The sequence below is a fragment of the Nitrosospira multiformis ATCC 25196 genome, assembly GCF_000196355.1.
In the GTDB taxonomy this organism is placed as follows: domain Bacteria; phylum Pseudomonadota; class Gammaproteobacteria; order Burkholderiales; family Nitrosomonadaceae; genus Nitrosospira; species Nitrosospira multiformis.
The window spans coordinates 2,659,792-2,683,528 of the sequence record NC_007614.1 but is presented as its reverse complement, the minus strand read 5'-3'; the positions used below and the strand labels follow the sequence as shown (position 1 = coordinate 2,683,528).

Sequence of the window (23,737 nt, the reverse complement as noted above, 5' to 3'; positions counted from 1 at the left end):
GAATGATGAAAACTCAGCAGGAAAGACAGCCAGGAAAGATAGCCACGAAATTCAACCAGGAAAAAACAAGGGAAGGCAAAAAATTGAAGATCGCCGTCGTCGCGCAAGACTCGCAATATCCCAGCACGATCCAGAGATTTCTGGCCGAAGCAGACAAGTCCTATCCGCTGATCAGCCTGATCGGGGGGGTGCAGCAGGTTGCGGCCGTGGCGGAGCAGGAACAGCCTGATTTGCTGATGCTGGAGGGGCAATACTTCAGTTCCATGGAACTGGAGACACTCAATCGCGTCACCTCCCGTTTTCCCGATGTGGGCGTGGTGATGCTGTGCCCGGCCCAGCCTCCCGAACTGCTCATCGAAGTCATGCGCGCCGGCGTTCGCGAAGTGTTGCCGACGCCGTTGACCCGCCACGGGGTGATCGACGCCGTCGAGCGCTTCCAGCAGAGAATTGCGCTGTCGCGGATGCCGATGCACGAGTGCAAGGTACTGGCATTCATTCCCTGCAAAGGCGGCAGCGGCGCCACGTTTCTTGCGACCAACATTGCCTATGCCTTGGCCGCGCAGGAAAACAAGCGGGTCGCCTTGTTCGATTTCAACCTGCAGTTTGGCGATGCCTCGCTGTTCGTGCAGGATGGCCCGCCCGCTACTTCGATTGCCGATGTGGCTCGCCAGATCCAGCGGCTGGACGGCTCATTCCTCAACTCGAGCATGATCCAGGTATTGCCGAATTTCGGCATGCTGGCTGCGCCGGAAAGTCCGGAAAAGGCCGCGGAGATAAGGTCGGAGCACATCAATCCGCTCTTCCAGGTCGCCATGAAACATTATGACTTCGTGATCCTGGATGTGGGGCGCGAACTGGATGCGATTTCGATCCAGGCGCTGGATCGCGCCGATCTGATTTTCCCGGTACTGCAGCAGACCCTCCCCTCCATCCGGGACGCCAGACGCATGTCGGCCGCATTTGCCGCATTGAACTATCCGGATGAAAAGATACGGCTGATCGTGAACCGCTACAAGAAAAATGCCGATATCACTCTCGATGACATCGAGAGTACTTTGAACCTGAAGATATTCAAGGTGGTGCCGAACGATTACGCCGTTGTTACTGGTTCGGTCAATCAGGGCATCCCCGCGACCAAGCTCGCTCCCCGCAGTCCGGTGGCGAAATCGCTGCAGGAGATTGCGCATGAACTATGCCGGGGCGCCGGCCAGGGAAACCTGCTCAGGAAATTGTTTGCATTCTAGATAACCCCGATTTTATGGACTGACAGTCATGTCGATACGAGAACGTCTCCAGAGCGTGAAGGAAACCGGGTTGGCTGAGCATCATCCCGCGCCGGTCACGGCCCTGCACGATATCCCCGCCTATGAGGAATTGAAGGCCCGCGTCCACCAGAAGCTGCTCGATCGGGTGGATCTGGCAGTCATGGAAAGCCTGCCGGCTGAACGCCTGCTGATGGAGATCAGGAACCTGGTGGAGCGGTTGCTGGTCGAGGAATCCGTCCCCATCAACGAGGCGGAGCGGCAGGGCATCGTCCGCGACATCCAGAACGAAGTGCTCGGCCTGGGTCCGCTCGAGCCCTTGCTGGCAGACCCGACCATTTCCGACATCCTGGTGAATACCCATCGGCAGGTCTATGTCGAGCGGCGGGGACGTCTGGAACTGACCGACACCCACTTTGCCAACGAAAAGCACTTGCGAAAGATCATTGACAGGATCGTGTCGCGTGTCGGGCGGCGCGTGGATGAGTCCAGTCCCATGGTCGATGCGCGTCTGCCCGACGGTTCACGCGTCAATGCCATCATTCCGCCCCTGGCGATCGATGGCTCGCTGCTTTCGATCCGGCGTTTTTCCGTCAAGCCGCTCAAGATGAACGATCTCATGGCGTACAAGTCGCTGACCCCGGAAATGGGCGAGATCATCAGCGGACTGGTCAAGGGCAAGTGCAGCATACTCATTTCCGGCGGCACCGGCAGCGGCAAGACCACGCTGCTCAATATCATGTCCGGTTTCATTCCGTCCTCCGAACGGATCGTGACCATCGAGGACGCGGCCGAGCTGCAGCTGCAGCAGCCCCACGTGGTGCGGCTGGAGACGCGCCCGCCCAACGTCGAGGGCAAGGGGGAAATCTCGCAACGGGCGCTGGTGAAGAACAGCCTGCGCATGCGCCCCGACCGGGTGATCATAGGGGAAGTGCGCGGAGCCGAGGCGCTGGATATGCTGCAGGCCATGAACACCGGTCACGAAGGTTCCATGGCCACGATCCATGCGAATACGCCGAGGGATGCCCTGGGCAGGGTTGAAAACATGGTGAACATGGCCGGGTTGAACCTGCCCATCAAGGCGGTCCGCCACCAGATCAGTTCGGCCATCTGGGTGGTGATCCAGGTCTTGCGCCTGACTGACGGCAAACGCAAGGTGACGAGCATCCAGGAAATCACCGGCATGGAGGGGGACATTATCACGATGCAGGAAATCTATGCTTTCGAGCAGACGGGTATCGCGGCGGACGGAACCGTGCAGGGCCATTTCCGCGCCACCGGCATCCGCCCCAAGTTCGCCGAGCGACTGCGTGTGCATGGGATACCGCTGCGCGAGGAGCTGTTCGATCCCTCGCGCCGGTATACATAGGGGGCGAGGAGACGGGAATGGACATTCTTTACTATCTGTTTCTCATATTCTGCTTCCTTGCGGTCGTGCTGCTGCTGGAAGGAGGCTACCTGGCCTGGCACGCGCACCGCGGGCCGGAAGCAAAGCGCATCCAGGAGCGTTTGCAGGCGGTTTCCGCGGGATGGGGGGACGCCGAAACCGGGCTGATGAAGCAGCGGCTGCTGAGCAATTCGCCGGCGCTGGAGCGCTTCCTGCTGCAGATTCCACGCATTCACAGCCTCGACCGCCTGTTGCAGCAATCCGGCATGTCCCTGATGGTGACCCATTTCCTGGGCTACACGGCGATGACCGCCCTCGGGGGAATGGCGTGCGCCGCGTTGCTGGGCCTGCCGTTTGCGGTCACGCTGTTGTGCGGGGCGACGGGAAGCGTGCTGCCCCTGTTTTTCACGCTCAGCGCCAAACGCAAGCGCCTGGAGAAAATCGAGCGGCAGTTGCCGGAAGTGATCGACCTGATGGCGCGCGCGCTGAAGGCGGGCCACGCCTTTTCCGGGGCGCTGCAGATGGCTTCCACCGACGGACCCGAGCCGGCTGCCGACGAATTTCGCCTGACATTCGACGAGATCAATTTCGGTGTCTCGGTGCAGGACGCGCTCATGAACCTTGCTACGCGGGTGCCCATCACCGACCTGCGCTATTTTGTCATCGCCGTGCTGATCCAGCGCGAAAGCGGCGGCAATCTGGCGGAGCTGCTCGACAAGATCAGCGGATTGATCCGCGCGCGTCTGACGTTACTGGGAAAAATCCGCGTGCTTTCGGCCGAAGGGCGATTGTCGGCCTGGATTCTTTCCTGCCTGCCGTTTGCTACTGCCTTGATGATCAATCTCGTCAACCCGGGATTCCTGACGGTATTGTGGACCGACCCCATAGGAGTGATGATGGTGGGAACGGCACTGGGGATGATGGTGATCGGTATCTTCGTCATGTCGCGCATCATCAAGATTCGGGTATGAAGCAGCTTCACTCACAATGCCAAAAATGAGGATAATCGAGACATGACACCTGTGCAAATCGCCTACCTGGCGGTGATTTTCATCGCGGTGGCCGGAGCCGCGTTCGGGGTGATGCGGGCGCTGGCGCCGCGTCCCACCAAAACCCGCCTCGAGCAGGTGGCCGCGGGGAACTCCCCCTCGCAGCAGAAGGCCGGGGACGGCTGGGAACGGACCATGGTCAATCTGGCGGGTCCGCTGGCCAAGCTGGCCCTCCCCAGCGAGGGCTGGGAAACCTCGGTGCTGCGCACGCGCTTCATGCACGCGGGCTACCATGCGCGCTCCGTGCCCATGGTGTATTTCGCGGCCAAGACAGGGCTGGCGCTGGCGTTACCGGCGATTTTCCTGCTTTACGTCGGCATCGGCCGCCTGGAGCTGGATGTCAATGCCGCCCTGTTCGCCCTGCTGAGTCTGGCGGCATTCGGCTATTACCTGCCCAACCTGGTGCTGGGGCGCCTGGTTTTACAGCGCAAACGGGAGCTGTTCGAGAGTTTTCCGGATGCCATCGATCTCATGACAGTATGCGTTGAAGCGGGACTGGGATTGGATGCCGCCATGGTGCGGGTGGCGGAAGAAATGCGCCTTCGGAGCAAGGCCCTCGCCAGCGAGCTTCACCTGGTAAGCCTGGAGCTGCGCGCCGGCAGGACGCGGGAGCAGGCGCTGCGCAACCTTGCCATGCGCACCGGCGTCGAAGAAATCGAGGCCCTGGTTTCCATGCTGGTCCAGGCCGACCGCTTCGGCACCAGTGTCGCCGCTTCCCTGCGCGTCCATTCAGATACGCTGCGCACCACCCGTCGGCTACGGGCGGAAGAAGCTGCGGCCAAAATCGCGCTCAAGCTGCTCTTTCCGCTGATTTTCTTTATCTTCCCGTCACTCCTGCTGGTGCTGATGGGGCCGGCTTTCATCAACATCTATCGGGTGCTGCTCCCCACTCTCGGGGGTCAGTAACGAGCGGAGAACTGATCATGTTCAGAATCAAGCAGCTTGCATGGGCGATGGGTTGCGTATCGCTCATGAGCGGGTGCACGTTGTATCCGTGGTATCAGAACAAGGCCGGGCAGGCTGTTAACGTCAAGCCGGTGATGGAAGTCCGCCACGCGATTCGCAGTGCGGACGCGCTGTATCAGCTTGGACGATATTACCAGGCCAAGGTCGACTATGCGGAAGCCATTGCAGCCTACGAGAAGGCGCTGGAGGCAGACCCTCGTCATGTCGAGGCGCACAATGGCCTGGGCGTGGCCCATTGCCTTCTGGACCGGCATGAACTGGCGCTGCAGTATTTCCGGAAAGCGATCGGGATGGCCCCCCTGGCCGCCCATCTGCACAATAATCTAGGCTATGCCCACCTGGTGCACGGACAGGAAGCTGAAGCCGTGTCAGCGTTCGAGCGGGCGCTGTTGCTCGAGCCTCACAACCAGCGGGCGCGACGCCACCTCGCCGCCGTCTACAAAAAGGCGGGACTGCACGACAAGGCTGCTGCGCTGACCGTGGCACCCTCTGGAGCCCCTGTGGGAGCCACCAAGGCACCCCCCACGGCACCCATACCAACGCCTGCTCCCGGCACTCCTGCCGGTACTCCCGCTGGTATTCCTTCTGCTGCCATATCGGCCATATCGCCTCCCATGGCAGCCGCACCGGGCGAGAAACAGAAGTTGTCATGCAGCGCCGCAGCGCGACTGCTGCAGGTTACACCCGGTGTGTTCGAGTTCCGGATGGCCGAAACGGAGGCGATGACAGCCATGCCTTCGGGTAAAATCATCGGCAGGACCGCTCCCCCGCAGGATTCGGGCAAGTTTTCCGGCCAGGACATCCGCATCGAGGTCTCGAATGGCAATGGCTTACCCGGCATGGCCAGGCAGGTATCCGATTTTCTGCAGCAGAACGGGTTCGCCAGGGCACGCCTCACCGACCGGCAGCCGTATCAGCAGGCCCTGACGGAAATACACTATCGGCCGGGCCATTCCGGAGTGGCCGAGGAGATCAGCCGGTTGATGCCAGGGGGGAGCGGGGTCCCCACAGTGGAGAGTTATAATCTCCGCAGGGACATTCATGTGCGGGTGATGCTGGGCAAGGACGCTGTGCGCCAGGTAGCTCACCTGGAGAGTCCGCAAAAAGTGCAGATTGCGCAAGGAACTGCCGGAGCCGTCGAGTAAAGCAAGGCGCAGCAGGCGCTCCAGAGAGCACAGGGTATCGCGGAGTCCGAGCCATGGGCAGATGTGAGGGGCGTGCAGATGCGGCGGCTGCCCTCTGCGCGCCGAGTGCTCCGCCAAGGACCTTCGTTACATCTCCAACCCTTCGTCACATCTCCACGAAGTAGCTGGCTGCGGCCAGGTCCACAGTCTCGGGTGTCAATTCCGGATGCCGCCGCATGAAACGCGCGCGATCCACGATATGTTCCACCAGATCCCGCGGATGGCTGCCCGTTAGCGGCCGCCCGGCCTTGCGGTAATGATTATCCAGCAGATATTCGGCCGCTTCCGCGTCGTAAGCGATTCCCTGGCCCTCGCACACGCGCCGCAGGATTTCCCTGAACTCGTCTTCGGTCTGGTACTGCACCTGTATCTTGTGGCGAATACGGCGCAAAAACGCCTCATCGACCAGATCCCCCGGGCGCAGATTGGTACAGAAAACCGTGATCTGGTCGAAGGGTATCTCGAATTTCAGGCCGGTATGGAGCGTGGGGAAATCGGTACCGCGCTCAAGGGGGATGATCCAGCGATTGAGCAGCTGGCGCGGTTCCACCTGCTGGCGGCCAAAGTCATCAAGGATGAATACGCCGTTTCCGGCTTTCATCTGGATCGGAGCTTCATAGAATTTGCTGCTGGCGTCATAACGCAGGTCGAGCATGTCGAGCGTCAGCTCTCCGCCTACCATCACCACAGGGCGCCGGCATTTTTTCCAGCGGAGGTCATGCTTCACGCTCCGGCTCAGGTCAAGCCCGGGGTCTTCCGGGGATTCATCTTCCACGCTGAAGTGAATTGAGGGATCGAACAGGCGAATCACCTGGCCGCTGATCTCTATCGCCTGCGGGATATAGATGTGTCCCGGCAACGCACGGCCCAGTATTTCGGTAATGCTCGTTTTTCCCGTTCCGGGGGGGCCATAGAAGAAGATGGACCGCCCCGAACCAAACGCCGGGCCCAGCTGGTTGAGCATTCTCTCGCCGATGACCATGTGCTTGAGGGAGTCGCGTATCCATTGATCGTCCACTTCCACCTGACGGACGCATTGCCGTGCCACGGCGCGGCTGTAGTCCCGCAAAGGGACGGGCGCCGCGCCCACATAACGGCTGGTGTCGAGGGCGGCTTCCGCTCTTTCCCGCCCGCGCTTGGTCAGTTCGAGAACATGGGAGGCCCGGCTGTAGCCGGTGGCTGAACGGATGGCGACCAGTTGATCCGCCTTCATCAGTTCCGCCAGTTCATCGACGACACTGAACGGGAGAGAGAGCGTATCGGAGATCTGCTGCAAGGAGAATGTGCCGGCCTCGAGATAGGCGGCCTTGAGCAGCAGGTCGGTGAGAAAAGCTTCACTCAGCCCCGTGTCCGCCACCTTCACCGGGACCTGCGGAACAGGTTGGAAGAACTGGCGAAACTGGTTTGCCGTGAGAAAGCCAAGCGAGGCGAGGATATCCCCCAGCCGGCCGTTGTCCTGCCTCTGGCGGGCAACCGCCTGCGCCAGTTGGGCAGACGAGATCAGGCCTTCGCGAACCAGCAGTTCACCGATAGGGTTTGCCATATAGAGTCTTAAGAGCCTTAAAAATCGTGATAATCCTGATTCGAAATTCCGTTATTTGTGGGCTTGAACCGTACCCCGGGGAGGATAGGGAGCCCCCTTTCATGATCGGGCAGTCATCCACTGTTTGGCCGGGAATATAAGCGGCAGGATGAAAACATGGAGCGATCCATTCGTATTTTCACCAATGTATTTTCACCAATTATGTCCGCTGGCGGCTAAAACACGAACGGCACGAGCCGGTAAGGTACCCGGAGCATGTAAGTGCGGTAGGCCGGGTCCAATGCAAGATGTCTTTCCTCGCGTTGGATCCGCACCCAGAGAAATCCCATGGTCGCCGCAAAGATAAGCACATTTGTAAGTGTCGTATGCACCAGCACGTAGCCGCCAAACACGAGAAAATAACAGGCATAGAGCGGATGGCGCACGATTCCGTACATCCAGGCCGTCTTGATTTCACGCTTGGCCGCGACGAGCGCAAAACTGCGATTGAGGGACAGCAGGCTGACGATCTGTAGCAGGGTGCCGAGCGCAATGAGGCTGCTCGCGGCAGGAAACACCCCCCAGGTTGCAGGGCGGAGCAACAGCGGCGCGAAGGAACCGGCGATAGCGACCAGCCAGTCGGACAGCGCCACGGAAACAGTTCGCGGAGTGCTGCGGAAGATAAAGAATCCCGTCGTCAGGGTTTCGGAAAGGATGACCAGCAACAGTGTCCATTCCCCAGTTTCCAGGTACTTGTTGAAGTGCGCCCAGGCAAAGAATCCAAATAACGTTGCCAGCAGCACGCCGCTGTATATATGGAACCGTTGGGAGTGCAGTATTTTTGACAATGGGGTCATGCCCGCTTTACCCCTTTGGCGACCGTCGATTCGAGCTGACATGGCAAATCCTTGTGTTTGATGAGTTGGAATGTGTTCGATATATTCGTGTATTCAAGGGAGGAAACGCCATGGCTCCGCCAGCAAGCAGCAGCCCCGCAAGCTGCATCCGGCAACGGCGGACAGCGCAGGAATCACCGCATTCCTCCTGAATATGAGTTCTCATTCTAGAAATGTCCCCGGCGCCCTGTCCATCGTACTGAAGTACAGGAATTCGCCAGGGAAGTGGCGCTGACAAGCTCCGCAAGGTTGAGTAATCGCCTTGTCAAGCAGATGGAGTTGGGGGGATGTTGAAAGGAGAGTGGGAATTTCTAATGGGTTTGCGTAAGCGCTCAGCTTATATGAATGTTTTGTCCCGCTATATGGCAATACTTCATACCGTCATGCAGCGGGACAAAAACGTAGCAGAAACGTAGAAAACATCTAGGTTCAGGACCTATTAATTTCATGATTCACGAATAGGATCAAATGTGATTCACTTATGGCGGAGGTGCTGCCATGAGAGATTTGTTTTACCTGTCGGAAACACAGTTCAACCGTATAAAACCTTATTTTCCCTTGTCCCACGGAGTTCCCCGTGTTGATGATCTGCGGGTGATCAGCGGGATCATCTACGTCATTCGGAATGGCCTGCAATGGAAGGATGCCCCCAGGGAATACGGGCCGCACAAGACACTGTATAACCGTTTCGTGCGCTGGAGCCGACTGGGCGTGTTCAACCGCATCTTTGTGGAACTGACCGGTAAAGAGGAAACGCCCGAGAGGCTGATGATCGACGCCACGCATCTGAAGGCCCACCGCACGGCAGCCAGCCTGCTAAAAAAGGGGATGTTCCCCGCCGTATCGGTCGCACAAAGGGCGGCCTGAACTCGAAGCTTCATGTGGTCTGCGACGGTCAGGGCAAGCCTGTGGCCATGCTCCTGTCCGAAGGGCAGATGAGCGATTACAAGGGAGCACGTGTGCTGCTGCCGTCATTGCCCAAAGCCAAAACCCTGATTGCAGACCGCGGCTATGACGCTGCCTGGTTCCGGGCAGCGTTGCGTGCCAAAGGCATGACGCCCTGCATACCGACAAAAAGGAATCGCAAAATCCAGATCAAATACGACAAGACCCTCTACAGGCAAAGGCACAGGATCGAGAACATGTTCGCTCGGCTCAAGGACTGGCGCAGGATCGCCATGCGTTACGACCGCTGTGCCCATACCTTCTTCTCTGCCATCTGTATCGCCGCAACTGTCATCTTCTATCTCAATTAATGAGTCCTGAGCCTAGAAGAACACCCGTCCCGCCGACCCGTGAAGACGGGTTACGGTGTAGAAATCGCGCTGTCCGCTTATCGGAAGGACAGAGAATCGATGGAGAGTAGTGATACCGATGGTTTGTACAGGAACCGTTTGCTCTCCGGGTATATGTATGCGAGGCAGCAAAAGGCTGAAAGTAGTTCCTCCTGTATCCACCGTCATTCGGATTGTAACGCTGACAAGCGTGCCGATTTCAGTTTCCACACTTCGGATTTCATCGCCGGTAAAGTCGAGCGTTTGTTGCAAATCCTGATAGCTGAAATGCGGCTTGCCATCTATGCCGCTGGTCGAATAGGTGATGTTGAGGTTTTTGCCGCTCAGCTGATATAGGTTTGGTGTCTGGGTGGACTGAGTCGTAGGCTGTGTAGCTTGCATGTTTGCCTCCTTTTACTGAAGATGAACTGAGAGAATCAGTGGTTTTCGCTCTAGGAAAGGAATTCAAGGGACAGGCTGAGGTCATTCCCATTCAATAATAGGCGAAGTCATCGGAGGGTGCAGAGAATGGAAAAAAGTTGTACGCGGAGCTCGTCATCCACTTGAAATTCGGCTTCGCAAGCCCTATTATTAGCACTCATTGGCATTGAGTGCTAATAATTTCGGTAAATGGCTCGGGAAACCCCATGCCAGCGGCAATCCCGAAGGATTTCATTCGTTTTAATTTTTTAAAACACAGGAGAAGAAAACATGCAGATTCGTCCCTTACACGACCGCGTCATCGTCAAGCGGCTGGAAGAAGAGCGCAAGACCGCATCCGGTATTGTCATACCTGACAGCGCTGCGGAGAAGCCGGATCAGGGCGAAATTATCGCGGTAGGTAAAGGCAAGGTCGGCGACGACGGCAATGTCCGTCCGCTGGAAGTGAAAGTCGGCGATAAGGTATTGTTCGGCAAATATTCCGGACAGACCGTGAAGATATCGGGAGAAGAACTTCTGGTGATGCGCGAAGAAGACATCATGGGCGTTGTTGAAGGTTAATTTTCGCAAGACGTCTTGCACAATATTTTCTGGAAATTAGGAGAAACGGATTATGGCAGCGAAAGAGGTTAAATTCAGCGATTCAGCTCGCCACAAGATGGTGAATGGAGTCAACATCCTGGCCGATGCGGTAAAAGTCACTCTCGGACCCAAGGGGCGTAATGTCGTCCTGGAGCGTTCCTACGGCTCGCCCACCATCACCAAGGATGGAGTTTCAGTAGCGAAGGAAATCGAACTGAAAGACAAGTTCGAGAACATGGGTGCGCAGATGGTAAAGGAAGTCGCCAGCAAGACTTCCGATGTTGCCGGTGACGGCACGACCACGGCTACCGTTCTGGCGCAATCCATTGTCAAGGAAGGCATGAAGTACGTCGCCGCCGGGATGAATCCCATGGATCTCAAGCGGGGAATCGACAAGGCGGTCGTCGCCACGGTTGAGGAACTGAAGAAACTTTCCAAACCCTGCACCACCGGCAAGGAAATCGCGCAGGTCGGCAGCATTTCCGCCAATTCCGATCCCGAAATCGGCAAGATCATTGCTGATGCAATGGAAAAAGTTGGCAAGGAAGGTGTCATCACCGTGGAGGACGGTTCCGGGCTGCAAAACGAACTGGAAGTAGTCGAAGGCATGCAGTTCGATCGTGGCTACCTGTCGCCCTACTTCATTAACAATGCGGACAGGCAGATCGCACTGCTGGAAAGCCCGTTCATCCTCTTGCACGACAAGAAAATCTCCAACATCCGTGACTTGCTGCCAGTACTGGAACAGGTGGCGAAGGCCGGCAAGCCGTTGCTGATCATCGCTGAAGATGTCGATGGTGAAGCGCTCGCCACGCTGGTGGTCAACAACATCCGCGGCATTCTCAAGACCTGCGCAGTGAAAGCGCCCGGCTTTGGTGACCGCCGCAAAGCCATGCTCGAGGATATCGCCATTCTCACCGGCGGTACGGTGATTGCCGAAGAAGTGGGCCTCTCGCTGGAAAAGGCGACCCTGGCGGAACTGGGGCAAGCCAAGCGGGTGGAAGTCGGCAAGGAGGAAACTACCATCATCGACGGCGCCGGGGATACCCAGAACATCGAAGGCCGTGTGAAGCAGATCCGCGCCCAGATCGAAGAAGCGACCAGCGACTACGATAAGGAGAAACTGCAGGAGCGCGTGGCGAAGCTGGCCGGCGGCGTGGCGTTGATCAAAGTGGGCGCTGCGACAGAAGTGGAGATGAAGGAGAAAAAAGCGCGGGTGGAAGATGCGTTGCATGCTACCCGGGCTGCGGTGGAAGAAGGTATCGTTCCCGGCGGCGGTGTCGCGCTCCTGCGCACCCGTAGCGCGGTGTCGAACCTGAAAGGCGACAACCATGACCAGGATGCCGGAATCAAGATCGTTCTGCGTGCCCTGGAAGAGCCCTTGCGTCAGATCGTTGCCAACTGCGGTGATGAGCCTTCCGTGGTCATCAACAAGGTTCTGGAAGGAACGGAGAACTTCGGCTATAACGCGGCCAGCAGTGAATATGGTGACATGGTTCAAATGGGTGTGCTCGACCCCACCAAAGTGACGCGTTATGCCTTGCAGCATGCTGCTTCTATCGCAGGTCTGATGCTCACCACGGATGCGCTGGTAGCGGAAGTGCCCAAGGAAGAGGGTGCCGGCGGCGGTATGGGCGGAGGCATGGGCGGTATGGGTGGCATGGGTGGCATGGGCGGCATGGACATGTAAGGTTTGCCGACCGCTGCACCAATCGTGCAATAAGCTGTGCAATAAAAAACCCCGCGGCTGCGGGGTTTTTTATTATCGGAGGCGGTGCGTCAGCCAGCATTCCCATGGTATTCCTGCAGAAATCCATCTGGACACTCTACAACGGGCTGATTGTCGACTGGTTGAACGGGTTTTGTCCGGGGAACGCAGCGACAAGTGTGATTGATGAGATAATGTGCTTTTTTTGCTTCAGCGAGGGCTCAGCGATGACAAATTATCGCCTTTTTAATAATTTATCATGACACCTGACCAGTATTGCCAGGAAAAAGCTGTTCAAAGCGGTTCGAGCTTCTACTACAGCTTTCTCTATCTGCCCCCTGAGAGGCGTCGTGCCATTACTGCACTCTACGCTTTTTGTCGAGAGGTGGACGATGTCGTGGACGAGTGTACGGAAGCATCAGTAGCGCGAGTAAAGCTTGCATGGTGGCGACAGGAAGTTGCTGCGATCTTCGATGCAGGGGGAAACAAGCCCAGCCACCCCGTGGCACAGGCATTGGCAGGCGTGGCAAGCACGTTCAATCTGACCGCAGACCGTCTGAACGAGATCATAGACGGTATGGAAATGGATCTCGATTATAACCGCTACGCAGATTTCGATACCCTTCGGCACTACTGTTACCATGTGGCAAGCGTAGTGGGATTATGCTCCGCTGAGATATTCGGCTACCGCAATCCGAAAACGCTCGAATATGCCCAGGATCTCGGGCTGGCATTCCAGCTTACCAATATCATACGCGACGTCGGCGAGGATGCCCGGCGCGACCGTATTTATCTGCCTCAGGACGAGCTCGCGCGCTTCGGGGTGAGCAATGAAGATATACTCCAGTCGCGTGAAACAGACAATTTCCGGCGTTTAATCGAATTTCAGATCGACCGGGCGGAAAGTTATTATGCAAACGCTTTTGCGGCGCTGCCGGAGGAGGATCGCAAAAGCCAGCGTTCCGGGATCATCATGGCGGCGATCTATCAGGCCTTGCTGAAGGAGATCAAGGCTGATGGATGTCATGTGATGCGGCAGCGTATAAGCCTCACGCCGCTGCGTAAGCTCTGGATAGCATGGAAAACCTGGATGAAAGGATGAAGCGTTATTCCCGCGCTACCCAAAGGCACTTTCCATGGAGCCTTCATCGCTGTAAACCGGGAGCAACCTCTTAACGGAATTTGTTTCCAGCCGTAAGTATCTAGCCGTAAGTATCTTCTATGAACGATTTGAAAAACTACATTGCACCGAACGACCTGCTCAAGGATCGTGTGATCCTGGTTACCGGCGCGGGTCAGGGTATCGGTCGAACGGCCGCGTTGACATATGCTGCCCATGGCGCCACGGTTATCTTGCACGGTCGGAACGTGAAGAAACTGGAAAGCGTCTATGACGAAATCGAGGCAGGAGGCGGGGCTCAGCCGTCAATTTTTCCGCTGGATCTGGAAAAAGCGGGGGACAAGGATTTTGCCGCTATTGCCCATGCCATTAAATTGCAGTTAGGCAGGCTGGATGGCATTCTGCATAATGCGGCGTTATTATTCAACCTGACACCGCTGGAGACGCAGACGCTGGAAGAATGGCTCGCCTTGCTGCGCGTCAACCTCATTGCGCCGTTTGCCTTGACCCGCGCCTGCCTTCCGCTGCTGAAAGCTTCCCCCGATGCAAGCGTCATTATGACATCCGATGCGCACGGACATGTTCCCGCCGCCTACTGGGGTGGTTTCGCGGTAGCCAAGGCAGGAGTGGAGGCGCTGGTCAAGATCCAGGCGCAGGAGTGGGAAATCCTTCCCACTCTGCGTATCAATACCTTGATTCCAGGGCCTGTGCATACGCCCCAGCGAACCAGAACGCACCCGGGTGAAGTCAAGCAGAGTTTGAGCCAGCCGCAGGAGCTGATGTCCTGCTATTTGTATCTCATGGGTCCTGACAGCAAAGCGGTCAGTGGCCAAACGATATTCTGCTAGGGTGTTACTGCCCGTCGCGACGCTGTCCTCCATGCCGCCAAACTTGCCCGAGGCGCATGGCTGCTGTCGGAGGGAGAAACGGGTATAATTGTGTCCAGTTCGGAATGAAAAGCCTGCGAAAGTGGCGGAATTGGTAGACGCACCAGATTTAGGTTCTGGCGCCGAAAGGTGTGGGGGTTCGAGTCCCCCCTTTCGCACCAGGGATGTGAACAGGTCTGAGCAATGCGTGATGAACGCTAGCGGGTTTCCCTGGCCCCTTCATGATAAATAATATTGTCAATCCTCAGGAAATTTAATGCAGACAAATGTTGAAAACCTTGGTGCGCTCGAGCGCCGCCTTAACGTTTCAGTTCCCCAGGAGAAAATCGAAACGGAAGTCGAGAGCCGCTTGAAGCGACTGGCGCGAACAGCAAAATTTCACGGATTTCGGCCGGGCAAGGTACCCTTGAAAATTGTCGCACAGCAATATGGTCCGCAGGTTCGCCAGGAAGTCATGGAAGACGTGCTGAAAAAGAATTTCAGCGAGGCCGTGCGCGAGAATAACCTGCGGGTAGCGGGCTATCCGCGCTTCGAACCCAAGCTGGCAGAAAGCGATACTGCTCAGGTTGAATTCAGTGCGACCTTCGAAGTCTATCCGGATATCACGCTTGGGGATCTTGGCGGCGCGCATATTGAACGTCCGGTAGTCGAGGTTACTCCTGCCGATGTGGATAAAACCCTCGAGGTGTTGCGCAAGCAGCGGGTTGAGTTTGAACCTGTGGACCGTCCGGCACAGGCGGGCGACCGAATCAATATCGACTATCGTGGCTTGATTGACGGTGCCGAGTTTGCGGGTGGCAAAGCTGAAAATTTCAGTCTGGTGCTGGGCGAAGGAAGGCTTCTCAAGGATTTCGAAGAACCGCTGCTCGGCATGAGTCCGGGTCAGAGCAAAACATTTGAAGTTGCCTTTCCATCAGACTATCATGGAAAGGAGGTCGCAGGGAAAACGGCCGTATTTGAAGTGAAGCTCAGCGGCGTGGAATCTTCGAAACTGCCGGAAGTGAATGCTGATTTTGCCACTTCCCTCGGGATTGCCGAGGGCGATGTTGAAAAGATGCGCAGCGAAATCCGGGCGAATCTTGAACGCGAGGCGGCCAAACGCGTAAACGCGAGGCTCAAGGAGCAGGTAATGCAAGTCCTTATCGATACGACCAGTAACATTGATCCTCCCAAAGCGCTGGTGGAAATGGAACTGGACCGCCTGATGGAGGATGCGCGCAATGATTTTGCTTCACGCGGCCTGGATACAAAGAATTTCTCCCTGCCGCACGATATGCTCCAGGAGCGGGCGCAACATCGGGTGAAGCTGGGCCTGATTCTGGGGGAACTGGTAAAAATGCACAACTTGCACCCCAAACCGGAGCAGGTGCGTGCAGTGGTGGAAGATCTCGCGCAAGCCTACGAGAATCCGGCCGAAGTAGTCAGTTGGCACTATGCGGCGCCTGAGCGGCTGAGGGAGGCTGAGTCGGCAGCGCTGGAGGATAACGTGGTGACATGGGTGCTGGAGAAGGCTGTCGTTACTGGCAAGCCGATGCCGCTGGATGAATTGATGGGAAGATCATAAACATGCAACGATTCGAGTGGAAGCAGCGTAATCACGAACCGCAGGATTTGGGTTTGATCCCGATGGTGATTGAAACCAGCGGGCGGGGCGAGCGCGCATACGATATTTATTCGCGGTTGCTGCGGGAGCGGGTCATATTTCTTGTGGGACCTGTTACCGAAGCGTCTGCCAACCTGATTGTCGCGCAACTCCTGTTTCTCGAATCGGAAAATGCGGACAAGGATATTCATTTTTACATAAATTCGCCCGGGGGCCTGGTTTCCGCGGGAATGGCGGTCTACGATACCATGCAATTCATCAAGCCCGACGTCAGCACGCTTTGCATAGGGCAGGCGGCCAGCATGGGATCGCTGCTTCTGGCAGCCGGAGCGAAAGGGAAGCGGTTTTGCCTGCCCAACTCCCGTGTGATGATTCACCAGCCGCTGGGAGGATTCCAGGGGCAGGCATCCGATATCGAGATTCACGCCCGGGAAATCCTGTATCTGAAGAACCGATTGAATGAGCTACTGTCAAAACACACCGGTCAGAGTATGGAAACCATTGAAAGAGATACCGACCGGGATAACTTTCTGGGGGCGGAGGACTCGGTGAAATACGGCCTGGTGGACGCTGTACTGACCTCGAGGGGAGAGGGCGCCGGTTGAAGTTTGACTTCGGGAGAGCTTGTAATCAGTCACGAGCCATTCAGCTCGGATAATGCGGGATAAAACTATGTCAGAGAAAACTGGCGGAGAAAAACTGCTTTATTGTTCCTTTTGTGGTAAGAGCCAGCATGAGGTAAAGAAGCTGATCGCCGGTCCTTCGGTATTCATATGCGACGAATGTATCGAGTTGTGCAACGATATCATTCGTGAGGAAATACAGGGTGTGGAGGCGGCCAAGCTCGCAAAGTCGGACCTGCCTGTCCCCCATGAAATTCGACAGATCCTGGATCAATACGTGATCGGCCAGGAGCAGGCGAAGAAAATTCTGTCGGTAGCGGTCTATAATCACTACAAGCGTCTGAGAACGCTTGCAAAATCCGCTGATCCGGATGAGATCGAGCTGGCGAAGAGCAACATCCTGCTGATTGGCCCCACGGGTTCAGGCAAGACGCTGCTTGCCCAGACGCTGGCACGTTTGCTGGATGTGCCTTTTGTCATGGCGGATGCGACCACCCTGACCGAGGCGGGTTATGTCGGCGAGGATGTTGAAAACATCATCCAGAAATTGCTGCAGAAATGTAACTACGACGCGGAAAAGGCGCAGCAAGGCATTGTCTACATAGACGAAATCGACAAGATTTCGCGCAAGTCAGATAATCCATCCATCACGCGCGATGTCTCGGGTGAGGGCGTACAGCAGGCACTGCTCAAGCTGATCGAGGGCACGGTTGCGTCCGTGCCGCCGCAGGGGGGGAGAAAGCATCCCAACCAGGAGTTCGTGCAAGTCGATACCACCAATATTCTTTTCATTTGCGGGGGCGCTTTTGATGGCCTGGAGAAAATCATACGCGCCCGCTCTGAGAAGGGCGGGATAGGCTTCAGCGCCAGTGTAAGAAGCCAGGATAACCGCAAGGATTTTGGCGCTGTACTGCGCGGGGTCGAGCCCGAGGATCTGGTGAAGTATGGCCTGATTCCGGAATTCGTCGGCCGATTACCTGTTGTTGCAACCCTTGAGGAACTTGACGAGGCCGCGTTGATTCAAATCCTGACCGAACCCAGGAATGCGCTCATCAAGCAGTATCAGAAAATGTTTCACATGGAAGGGGGCATCGATCTCGAATTCCGGGAGCAGGCGCTTAAAGCGATTGCCCGCAAGGCGCTGGTGCGAAAGACCGGTGCGCGAGGTTTACGTTCCATTCTTGAAGCTGCGCTGCTCGATACGATGTTTGATCTGCCATCACTGGAGAATGTTGCCAAAGTGGTAATTGACCACACTTCTGTCAATGGGGATATCAAACCCATTCTGATCTATTCGGACAAACCGAAAGTGGCGAAGAGCTGCTAGTCCGGGTTTCATGTTTCGACATTGCCGTCGTTGCCTTGAATTTCTTTACGGCGCCCCCATAACTATTGTTTGTTTCTTTATAGGTGAGCCGATATGTCCTCTCCCATGAACGATCAAAATCAGATTTCATTACCTTTGTTGCCATTGCGCGATGTGGTGGTTTTTCCGCACATGGTGATTCCCCTGTTTGTCGGCCGGCCCAAGTCCATCAAGGCACTGGAAATAGCGATGGAGTCCGGCAAGAGCATTTTGCTTGTGGCGCAGAAATTTGCTGCCAAGGACGAGCCGGCTCCCGAAGATTTGTACGGGGTATGCAGCGTTGCAAACCTGCTGCAAATGCTCAAGCTGCCAGACGGTACCGTGAAAGTATTGGTGGAAGGCGGTCGCCGCGCTCGCATCGTGAAAGTGGTTGACGACGGTACGTACTTCGCCGGCGACGCAGCATTGCTGCCGCCCGATGCCGTGGACAACCATGAGGTGGAGGCGATGCGCCGCGCCATGCTGGCCCAGTTCGACCAGTACGTGAAGCTGAACAAGAAGATTCCCCCGGAGATCCTGACTTCGCTCAGCGGCATAGACGAAGCAGGTCGTCTGGCTGATACCATCGCCGCACACCTGCCCTTGAAGCTTGAGCAGAAGCAGGAAGTGCTGGAAATTTTCGACGTGCCGAAGCGCCTGGAACACCTGCTTGGTCTGCTGGAAACCGAGCTTGACATACTTCAGGTGGAAAAGCGTATTCGTGGTCGTGTAAAGCGGCAGATGGAAAAAAGCCAGCGGGATTACTATCTCAATGAGCAGGTGAAGGCCATCCAGAAGGAATTGGGTGAAGGCGAGGAAGGCGCTGATCTGGAAGAGATGGACAAGAAGATCAAAAACGCCCAGATGTCCAAGGAGGCGCGTGCCAAGGCGGAATCGGAGTTGAAAAAACTGCGGTTGATGTCGCCCATGTCGGCAGAAGCCACTGTCGTGCGTAATTATATTGATGCGCTGGTGGCCCTGCCATGGAAGAAGAAAAGCAAGATAAGCAAAGACCTCAGCGTTGCGGAAGCCGTGCTCGAGCAGGATCACTACGGCCTGGAAAAAGTCAAGGAACGGATTGTCGAGTATCTGGCGGTACAGCAGCGCGTGGATAAGTTGAAAGCGCCCATCCTCTGCCTGGTGGGGCCGCCCGGGGTAGGGAAGACTTCATTGGGGCAATCGATCGCCCGGGCTACCAACCGGAAGTTCGTCCGCATGTCGCTCGGCGGCGTCAGGGATGAAGCAGAGGTACGTGGTCATCGCCGCACCTATATCGGTTCCATGCCTGGCAAGATTCTGCAGAACATGGCGAAAGTGGGTGTGAAGAACCCCTTGTTCCTGCTGGACGAGGTGGACAAGATGGGCATGGATTTTCGGGGTGATCCGTCCTCTGCGCTCCTGGAAGTGCTGGATCCCGAGCAGAATAATTCGTTCGTCGATCACTATGTCGAGGTTGAGTACGATCTGTCGGACGTCATGTTCGTCGCGACTGCGAATACGTTGAACATCCCTGCGCCGCTGCTGGATCGCATGGAAGTGATCCGGCTGTCCGGCTATACCGAGGATGAAAAACTCAACATCGCGACACGCTATCTGTTGCCGAAACAGATGAAAAATCACGGTTTGAAGGAAAATGAACTGACCGTCTCGGAGTCAGCCCTGCGGGATATCACGCGCTATTACACCCGTGAAGCGGGCGTGCGGGCGATGGAGCGGGAAATTTCCAAAATATGCCGTAAAGTGGTCAAGGCGTTGCTGCTGAAAGGCGGGCAGAAACGGATTACCGTCACCGGGAGGAACCTGGACAAATATCTCGGTGTAAGGCGCTATACCTACGGTGTCGCGGAGGAAAAGAACCAGATCGGCCAAGTGACGGGCCTCGCCTGGACCGAGGTCGGGGGGGAATTGCTGACGATCGAGGCCGTCGTATTGCCGGGTAAGGGTAAATCCATCACGACCGGCAAACTGGGCGAGGTCATGCAGGAATCTGTCCAGGCTGCCCTGTCGGTGGTTCGCAGCCGCTCAAGGGCTCTGGGTATCGCGGATGATTTTTACCAGAAGAACGACATCCATATCCATCTGCCGGAGGGTGCGACCCCGAAAGACGGTCCCAGTGCCGGTATAGGTATCTGCGTGGCGATGGTGTCGGCGTTGACCAACATTCCGGCCCGCGCAACTGTCGCGATGACCGGTGAGATCACACTTCGCGGTGAGGTGCTGGCGATTGGCGGACTCAAGGAAAAACTGCTCGCCGCGCATCGCGGCGGCATAAAGACTGTGCTGATTCCCGAGGATAACGTTAAGGATCTGAACGAAATCCCGGAGAATATCAAAAACAAGCTGGATATTCATCCGGTCAAATGGATAGATCAGGTGCTGGATCTGGCCCTGGAATCCAAACCGGAACCGCTTCCGGCCGCTCCTTCATCCGTTCCCTCTCCTGTTGCGGTGGAAGGCGATGTGACGCCGGCGGTCATCAAGCACTAGGTTCGTCAAAGACTCCGTACAGAGTGATGGGGAGTAATGGCTTGCAAGGGTCTTATAAAGCGAAGTGGAAATATTTTGACAATGGCTTGACCAGGCACAAGCCGCTTGATATAAAACGTTTGCAGGGTTTTTACTCTCTTAACAATAATGAAAGGGGAATCACGTGAATAAAGCTGAACTCATCGATGCCATCGCGAAATCATCGGACATTTCCAAAGCTTCGGCGGGAAATGCGCTGGACGGTGCGCTGGAAGCGATCAAAGCCGCTCTCAAGAAAGGGCAAAGTGTAACACTGGTGGGATTTGGAACGTTCAAGGTAGGCACACGTGCCGCCCGCACCGGCCGCAACCCCCGTACAGGCGCTGCTATCACCATCGAATCTACCAAGGTTCCTAAATTCATTGCTGGCAAGGCGCTCAAGGATGCAGTAAACTAGCGGCTTATCGGCGGGGGTGCTTAGCTCAGTTGGTAGAGCGTCGCCCTTACAAGGCGAATGTCGGCGGTTCGACCCCGTCAGCACCCACCAGTTAGATTTATTGGAGTGGTAGTTCAGTTGGTTAGAATACCGGCCTGTCACGCCGGGGGTCGCGGGTTCGAGTCCCGTCCACTCCGCCATATCTGTTTCCATCAGGGCGAACGCGAGTTCGCCTTTTTTATTCGTTTTCCGTCATTCCATGTTTGATTTCGTCAACAAGAAAAGACGCATCGTTCAGATCATCCTGGGACTTGCCACGTTACCGTTCGTTTTCTGGGGTGTGGAATCCTATCGCAATGCGGATGCAGGTGACCATGTTGCGCTTGCCGCAGGAGAAAAAATTTCCCGCCAGGAATTTGAGCAGGCGCTGCGCAACCAGCAGGAGAATATGCGCGCCACCCTGGGAGAGAATTTCAGCCCGGCGCTGCTGGAAAAGCCCGAAGTGAGAGCGGCCATCCTGGAAGGACTGATCCAGCAGCGCTTGCTGCGGCAGGAGGCATCTCGCGTTGGACTAGGGGTAGCCGACGCCCAGCTGATCGAGATGATCCAGAACATCGATTTATTTCAGGAAGACGGAAATTTTTCGAAGCAGCGCTATGAAGAATGGCTGCGGAACCAGGGAATGAACGCGCGTGCTTTTGAAGCACGCCTGCGTCAGGATTTAATGCGACAGCAACTGGTTGATCCTTTCTCCAAAAATGCGTTTATTTCCCATTCAGTGGCGGAAAGAATCCTGCGCCTGGGTGACGAAAAGCGTGAAGTGAGGGTTGTTCAAATCCAACCGGAGCAGTTTCTGGCGAATGTCAAACCGGGTAATGACGCCATCAGAGCCTACTATGAGGCGCATAAGGCTGAATTCCAGGTGCCGGAGCAGGCGCGGGTCGAGTATGTAGTGTTATCGATGGATGCGCTGGCCGAGAAGGCGCAGGTAACTGCGGATGAAGCGCTGGCCTATTACGAGGAGCACAAGCACGAATTCGGACAACCCGAAGAACGCCGCGCGAGTCATATCCTCATAAGCGCCCCTGCCTCCGCTTCCGATCGCGCGACAGCGCGCGCCAAAGCTGAGGAACTGCTGGCCGAAGTCAGAAAATCCCCGCAGCGTTTTACGGAATTGGCGAAACAGCATTCCCAGGATCCGGGCTCGGCGCCGACCGGGGGAGATCTCGGTTTCTTCGCGCGCAACATGATGACGAAGTCATTTGAAGACGCGGTTTTCCGGATGAAGCCGGGTGAAATCAGCGATATCGTGGAGACTGAGCATGGATTTCATATCATCCTGCTCGCGGAGGCAAGAGGCGGAAAGCAGGCGAGTCTCGAGGAAGTGAAGAAGCAGGTTGAACAGGAAGTCAGGAAACAGAAAGCTGCAAAGACGTTTGGTGAAATGGCGGACAGCTTCAGTAACATGGTGTATGAGCAGAGCGATAGCCTGAAACCGGTCGCGGAAAGTCTTGGCTTGACCATACAGGAGAGCGGCTGGATTCGGATGAACTCGGATGAGCCACCTTATCTCAACAATGCACGGTTGCTTCAGGCAATATTTTCGGAAGACGCGATCAAGGATAAACGCAACACGGAGGCGATCGAAGTTTCTTCCAACACGCTTGTTTCGGCCAGAGTGGTGGACTACAAACCGGCCGCTACTCCTTCTGTGGATGAATTGAGGGATAAAATCGCGGCGTTGGTCGCCCGGGAGGAGGCTTCCAGAGCGGCGATAAATGAAGGGAAGGAGCAGCTTGCGCAACTGCAGCAGGGAAAGACTGCCCCAATCAAATGGACTCCCGGCCAGCAGGTTTCCAGAAGGGAGCGCCAGGGTTTTGACAATGAGACGGTGCAGGCGATTTTCAGGGCTGAAACAAATCATCTCCCGGCCTATTCAGGCCTGCCGAATGCCCAAGGTGGTTTTACCCTGATTCGCGTTGACCGGGTCATCGAGTCACGGCCGCCCAGCGCAGAGGAGCGAAAAACTTTTGCAGGTCAACTGAGCCAGTTGTTCGCCCAGGAAGAGTTTTCATCCTATCTGGATGGAATCAAGAAAAGGTATGATGTATCGGTCAGGAGTGAAAGCCTCGAGAAATAGGCATGCTCCGGGATTAGAGGGTATCGAAGGCAATCGTGTTGAATCCGGCATCGACATGGGTAATTTCGCCTGTTATGCCGCTTGCCAGATCACTGCATAGAAAGGCGGCCACATTGCCCACATCCATGATCGATACATTACGCCGCAGCGGCGCGACCTTCTCCGTGTAGCTCAGCAGTTTTCCAAAGTTGCCGATTCCCGCGGCAGCCAAGGTTTTGATCGGCCCTGCCGAAATCGCATTGACCCGTATTCCCTTGGGACCCAGGCTGGAAGCCATGAAGCGGACGTTGGCTTCGAGACTTGCCTTGGCCAGTCCCATGACGTTGTAATTCGGCATCACCCTTGCTGCACCCAGATAGGAGAGTGTCAGAAGCGCGCCATTTCGTCCCTGCATGAGCGGAAGGGCAGCTTTTGCCAGCGCAGCGAAACTGTAGGAACTGACATCGTGGGCAATACGAAAAGCCTCCCGGTTTACGGTTTCAAGATAATCTCCGCTGAGCGCCTCGCGTGGAGCAAAGGCAATGGAGTGAACGATGCCATCGAGGCCATCCCAGCGTTTTGAGAGATCATCGAAACATCGATCGATTTCCTCATCCTTTGAAACATCACAGGGAAACAGCAAATCGCTGTCAAATTCCTTAATGACTTTTTCGACCCGTTCACGCACACCTTCCCCTTGATAAGTAAAGGCAAGCTGGGCGCCCTCGCGATGCATCGCCTTTGCGATGCCATATGCAATCGAACGGTTGGTCAGAAGGCCCGTGACGAGAATGCGCTTGTTGGCGAGAAATGTCATGTCATATCCTTGCGGCGTTGGAGTAATGATGTGAAATATAGAAATACTGC

Annotated in this window: 20 protein-coding genes and 3 tRNA genes; 19 read left to right on the top strand and 4 right to left on the bottom strand. The window is 56.2% G+C overall.

What is annotated here, in order from left to right; all coding sequences use genetic code 11:
* The first annotated feature begins 2 nt into the window (after positions 1-2).
* Genes NMUL_RS12285 through NMUL_RS12265 form a run of 5 tightly spaced genes read left to right on the top strand, consistent with a single transcriptional unit; the run spans position 3 to position 5,809 of the window.
* Positions 3-1,244: a CpaE/TadZ family protein gene (locus NMUL_RS12285; RefSeq protein WP_238529818.1), complete on the top strand. Its 1,242-nt coding sequence runs from the start codon at positions 3-5 to the stop codon at positions 1,242-1,244.
* A 28-nt stretch (positions 1,245-1,272) separates the two neighbouring features.
* Complete coding sequence (locus NMUL_RS12280) at positions 1,273-2,631, top strand: TadA family conjugal transfer-associated ATPase (protein WP_011381646.1); 1,359 nt, start codon at positions 1,273-1,275, stop codon at positions 2,629-2,631.
* Positions 2,632-2,648: 17 nt separating this feature from the next.
* A complete protein-coding gene (locus NMUL_RS12275; RefSeq protein WP_011381645.1) occupies positions 2,649-3,620 on the top strand; it encodes a type II secretion system F family protein in 972 nt (323 codons plus the stop codon).
* A 42-nt stretch (positions 3,621-3,662) separates the two neighbouring features.
* A complete protein-coding gene (locus tag NMUL_RS12270) occupies positions 3,663-4,604 on the top strand; it encodes a type II secretion system F family protein (RefSeq protein WP_011381644.1) in 942 nt (313 codons plus the stop codon).
* A gap of 17 nt (positions 4,605-4,621) precedes the next feature.
* Entirely contained in the window at positions 4,622-5,809 is a 1,188-nt protein-coding gene (locus tag NMUL_RS12265) for a LytR C-terminal domain-containing protein (protein ID WP_011381643.1), read from the top strand.
* Positions 5,810-5,954: 145 nt separating this feature from the next.
* On the opposite strand, the gene NMUL_RS12260 is transcribed toward NMUL_RS12265, so the two are convergent.
* Positions 5,955-7,391 (bottom strand): cyclic di-GMP-binding domain-containing protein, MshE-related, encoded by a 1,437-nt coding sequence (locus NMUL_RS12260; protein ID WP_011381642.1) that lies wholly within the window; start codon positions 7,389-7,391, stop codon positions 5,955-5,957.
* A 215-nt stretch (positions 7,392-7,606) separates the two neighbouring features.
* Positions 7,607-8,269, bottom strand: coding sequence for a methyltransferase family protein (locus tag NMUL_RS12255; protein WP_238529817.1), 663 nt, complete (start codon positions 8,267-8,269; stop codon positions 7,607-7,609).
* Positions 8,270-8,764: 495 nt separating this feature from the next.
* On the opposite strand from NMUL_RS12255, the gene NMUL_RS15470 reads away from it, so the two are divergent.
* Positions 8,765-9,522 (top strand): IS5 family transposase gene (locus tag NMUL_RS15470; protein ID WP_148235532.1). Its coding sequence is split into 2 segments (ribosomal slippage): positions 8,765-9,098 and positions 9,098-9,522, totalling 759 coding nucleotides; the frame shifts between segments, so codons are not numbered across the junction.
* A 12-nt stretch (positions 9,523-9,534) separates the two neighbouring features.
* Here NMUL_RS15470 and NMUL_RS12240 read toward each other — a convergent pair.
* On the bottom strand, positions 9,535-9,942 hold the full coding sequence (locus NMUL_RS12240) for a hypothetical protein (protein WP_011381640.1): 408 nt from the start codon (positions 9,940-9,942) through the stop codon (positions 9,535-9,537).
* A gap of 309 nt (positions 9,943-10,251) precedes the next feature.
* On the opposite strand from NMUL_RS12240, the gene groES reads away from it, so the two are divergent.
* From groES to NMUL_RS12175, 13 genes are all read left to right on the top strand, one after another.
* Complete coding sequence (gene groES / locus NMUL_RS12235; RefSeq protein ID WP_011381639.1) at positions 10,252-10,542, top strand: co-chaperone GroES; 291 nt, start codon at positions 10,252-10,254, stop codon at positions 10,540-10,542.
* A 52-nt stretch (positions 10,543-10,594) separates the two neighbouring features.
* Positions 10,595-12,253: a chaperonin GroEL gene (groL, locus tag NMUL_RS12230; protein WP_011381638.1), complete on the top strand. Its 1,659-nt coding sequence runs from the start codon at positions 10,595-10,597 to the stop codon at positions 12,251-12,253.
* 277 nt (positions 12,254-12,530) lie between these two features.
* Positions 12,531-13,373, top strand: a complete 843-nt coding sequence (gene hpnD, locus NMUL_RS12225) for a presqualene diphosphate synthase HpnD (protein ID WP_011381637.1) — start codon at positions 12,531-12,533, stop codon at positions 13,371-13,373.
* Positions 13,374-13,492: 119 nt separating this feature from the next.
* Positions 13,493-14,239 carry a YciK family oxidoreductase gene (locus NMUL_RS12220; RefSeq protein WP_011381636.1) on the top strand — a complete coding sequence of 249 codons (747 nt, stop codon included), beginning with the start codon at positions 13,493-13,495 and terminating at the stop codon, positions 14,237-14,239.
* A gap of 115 nt (positions 14,240-14,354) precedes the next feature.
* A tRNA-Leu gene (locus NMUL_RS12215) sits at positions 14,355-14,439 on the top strand.
* Positions 14,440-14,534: 95 nt separating this feature from the next.
* Complete coding sequence (gene tig, locus NMUL_RS12210) at positions 14,535-15,842, top strand: trigger factor (RefSeq protein WP_011381635.1); 1,308 nt, start codon at positions 14,535-14,537, stop codon at positions 15,840-15,842.
* A gap of 2 nt (positions 15,843-15,844) precedes the next feature.
* Positions 15,845-16,486 carry an ATP-dependent Clp endopeptidase proteolytic subunit ClpP gene (gene clpP, locus NMUL_RS12205; RefSeq protein WP_011381634.1) on the top strand — a complete coding sequence of 214 codons (642 nt, stop codon included), beginning with the start codon at positions 15,845-15,847 and terminating at the stop codon, positions 16,484-16,486.
* 67 nt (positions 16,487-16,553) lie between these two features.
* Positions 16,554-17,831 carry an ATP-dependent Clp protease ATP-binding subunit ClpX gene (gene clpX / locus NMUL_RS12200; protein ID WP_011381633.1) on the top strand — a complete coding sequence of 426 codons (1,278 nt, stop codon included), beginning with the start codon at positions 16,554-16,556 and terminating at the stop codon, positions 17,829-17,831.
* Positions 17,832-17,924: 93 nt separating this feature from the next.
* Positions 17,925-20,336, top strand: coding sequence for an endopeptidase La (lon, locus tag NMUL_RS12195; RefSeq protein WP_011381632.1), 2,412 nt, complete (start codon positions 17,925-17,927; stop codon positions 20,334-20,336).
* A gap of 163 nt (positions 20,337-20,499) precedes the next feature.
* The gene (locus NMUL_RS12190) at positions 20,500-20,772 is read left to right on the top strand and encodes an HU family DNA-binding protein (RefSeq protein WP_011381631.1); all 273 of its coding nucleotides are present in this window, start codon (positions 20,500-20,502) and stop codon (positions 20,770-20,772) included.
* A gap of 14 nt (positions 20,773-20,786) precedes the next feature.
* Positions 20,787-20,862: transfer RNA gene (locus NMUL_RS12185), tRNA-Val, on the top strand.
* 12 nt (positions 20,863-20,874) lie between these two features.
* A tRNA-Asp gene (locus NMUL_RS12180) sits at positions 20,875-20,951 on the top strand.
* Between the two features lie 59 nt (positions 20,952-21,010).
* Positions 21,011-22,891, top strand: a complete 1,881-nt coding sequence (locus NMUL_RS12175) for a SurA N-terminal domain-containing protein (RefSeq protein WP_011381630.1) — start codon at positions 21,011-21,013, stop codon at positions 22,889-22,891.
* Positions 22,892-22,904: 13 nt separating this feature from the next.
* Here NMUL_RS12175 and NMUL_RS12170 read toward each other — a convergent pair whose 3' ends face one another.
* Positions 22,905-23,687, bottom strand: coding sequence for an enoyl-ACP reductase FabI (locus NMUL_RS12170; protein WP_011381629.1), 783 nt, complete (start codon positions 23,685-23,687; stop codon positions 22,905-22,907).
* Between the last annotated feature and the right edge of the window lie 50 nt (positions 23,688-23,737).